The organism is Micromonospora sp. NPDC049201, assembly GCF_055586805.1.
The window spans coordinates 1-2959 of record NZ_JBVJHM010000035.1 but is presented as its reverse complement, the minus strand read 5'-3'; the positions used below and the strand labels follow the sequence as shown (position 1 = coordinate 2959).

Annotated in this window: 2 protein-coding genes; both read left to right on the top strand. The window is 67.6% G+C overall.

Translation table 11 applies throughout. The annotated features are described in order from the left end of the window. Nucleotides 1–2550 (top strand): type I polyketide synthase (locus ACZ6O5_RS31215; RefSeq protein ID WP_465981911.1); only part of this gene is annotated, 2550 nt, incomplete at its 5' end. Continuing rightward, the coding region (locus tag ACZ6O5_RS31210; protein WP_465981909.1) for a beta-ketoacyl synthase N-terminal-like domain-containing protein at nucleotides 2547–2959 on the top strand (413 nt) is incomplete at its 3' end. The genes ACZ6O5_RS31215 and ACZ6O5_RS31210, both read left to right, overlap by 4 nt.

Here is a 2959-nt window from a genome sequence, read left to right as displayed (position 1 = left end):
AGTGACCTTGCCGCGGCTGCGGTGTGGGGGCTGGTCCGTTCCGCGCAGTCCGAACACCCCAACCGGTTCATTCTGCTCGACCTCGACGATGACACCGACCACGGCAGTGAACTGGGCGGGATCCTCACTGCGGTGCTCGACAGCGGCGAACCCGAGATTGCAGTACGCGCCGGTGACCTCTACACCCGGCGGTTGACGCGAGCCGTTGGTACTGGCCGGCTATCCCTGCCCGGCGCCGAGCGGTTGTCGTGGCGTATCGATGTGTCGGAGCCAGGCAGTCTGGACAACCTTGCGGTGCTGGATTGTCCGGAGGCGGTGGCGCCGTTGGCGGTTGGGCAGGTGCGGGTTGCGGTGCGGGCGGCGGGGTTGAACTTCCGCGACGTGTGGCTCGGGTTGGGTATGTCCCCGGATCCGACTGCTGTGATGGGTAGTGAGGCGGCGGGGGTGGTGCTCGAGACCGGCCCGGGTGTGTCGGGGGTGGTGGTCGGGGATCGGGTGTTCGGGATGTTCAACGGTGCGTTGGCGCCGGTGGCGGTCACCGACCATCGTCTCCTGGCCCGGATTCCGCGGGGCTGGTCGTTTACTCGGGCGGCGTCGGTGCCGATCGTGTTCCTGACCGCGTTTTACGCGTTGCGGGATTTGGCCGGTGTGCGGGCGGGGCAGCGGATTCTGATCCACGCTGCGGCCGGTGGGGTGGGGATGGCCGCGGTGCAGTTGGCCCGGGCGTGGGGGTTGCAGGTGTACGCCACCGCCAGCGCCGGCAAGTGGGACACCCTACGCCAGATGGGTGTGGACGATACGCACCTGGCTTCCTCCCGCGATCTGGACTTCCGCCGCGGCTTCCTGACCGCGACCGGTGGGGAGGGGGTGGACGTGGTCCTCAACGCTCTGACCGGGGAGTTCGTGGACGCGTCGTTGGACCTGCTGCCCCGTGGTGGCCGGTTCGTGGAGATGGGTAAGACCGACGTGCGGGACCCGGCCCGGATCGCCGCGGATCACCCCGGGGTGGCGTACCAGGCGTTCAACCTGCCCGACGTCGGTGCTGACCGGATCGGGCAGATGCTCGGCGAGATCCTGGACATGTTCGCCACGGAGATCCTGCAGCCACTACCCGTGAGCGTATTTGAATCAGCCCAAGCACTGCAGGCCCTCCGCTACCTGCAGGCGGCCCGTCATGTGGGCAAGGTCGTGCTGCGGCTACCGGCCGGTCTGGATGCGGGTGGCACGGTGGTGGTCACTGGCGGGACCGGTGTGTTGGGTGGATTGGTGGCCCGGCATCTGGTGGCTGCGCACGGAGTCAGGCATCTGTTGCTGTTGTCCCGGCGCGGCCCGGCTGCGGCCGGAGCGGCGGAGCTGGTCGATGGCCTGACCGAGCTGGGCGCACGGGTGCAGGTGACCGCGTGTGATGTCGCTGACCGGAACGCCCTGGCGGCGGTGTTGGCGGGGGTGCCGGTGGAGCATCCGGTGGTCGGGGTGGTGCACACCGCCGGAGTCCTCGACGACGGGGTGATCGAGGCGTTGACGCGGCAGCGGCTGGAGACAGTGCTGCGGGCGAAGGCCGATGCGGCGTGGTGGCTGCACGAACTGACTCAGGACATGGATCTCGGGTTGTTCGTGGTGTATTCCTCAGCGGCGGCCACGCTCGGATCACCGGGGCAGGGAAACTACGCCGCAGCGAACGCCGTCCTGGACGCCCTGGCACTTCGACGGCAGACCGCGGGTCTGGTTGGGCAGTCGCTGGCGTGGGGGCTGTGGGCCCCGCAGTCGGCGATGACCGGGCATCTCGACGAGGTCGACCTGGACCGGATGCGACGCGCCGGCATCCTTCCCCTGTCCCCTGAGCAGGGCCTGGCACTGTTCGACACGGCAATACGCACCGACCAGCCGCAACTTGTGCCGATACGGGTGGACCTTGCCGCGCTGCGTCGTACCGGGGCTGGTGGTGTGCCGCCGTTGTGGCGGACATTGGCCGGCGGCCCGACCCGCCGGACGGCGACCACAACCGACACCCGGATGGACCTGACCACCAGGCTGGCCGCTATGGGAGTCGAGGAGCGCCAGCGAACAGTCCTGGAACTGGTACGAATACAAGCCGCCGTCGTGCTCGGCCATCACGACCCAACGACGATCAACCCGGACAGCGCATTCCGCGAACTCGGCTTCGACTCGCTGACTGCCGTGGAACTACGTAACCGACTGACCACCGCGACCGGCCTGTCGCTGCCGGCCACGCTGGTCTTCGACTACCCCACCCCCGCCGAACTCAGCCGCGAGCTGTGGACGCGAGTTGTGCCTGAGGAGAAGGCGCCCGCAAATGCTCTGGAGTCCGACCTGGACCGGATCGAGCAGGCTATACGCACGTTGGCCCCGGGAGATGGCAGAGATCCGACGAAGCTGGCGGACCGCCTGCGTGAACTGGTGCGCAGGCTTGAGGCCCAGATGGGCGGCCACGGGGCAACCCCGGTGATCGACACCTATGCAGCCTCAGATGACGAGCTGTTCGACGTTCTCGACAAGATCGCAAGCTCCGAGGGAGGGCGTACGGCGTGAGCAACGATGAGAAGCTGCGGACATATCTGCGACAGGCCACGGACAACCTGCTGGAGACCCGGCGACGCCTGCAGGAGATTCAGGATCGAGTAACCGAACCCATCGCCGTGGTCTCGATGGCCTGCCGGTTCTCGGCCGGCATAGATACCCCGGAACAGCTCTGGGATCTCATTGCCACGGGTGGCGACGCCATCGGGCCATGGCCGATGGATCGGGGTTGGGATGTCGGGTCGTTGTATGACCCGGATCCGGCACGGTCGGGAACCAGTTATGTCCGTGAGGGTGGGTTTCTGACTGGTGTGGCGTTGTTCGACGCGGGGTTTTTCGGGATCAGTCCGCGGGAGGCTGTGGCGATGGATCCGCAGCAGCGGCTGCTGCTGGAGGTTTCCTGGGAGGCGTTGGAGCGGGC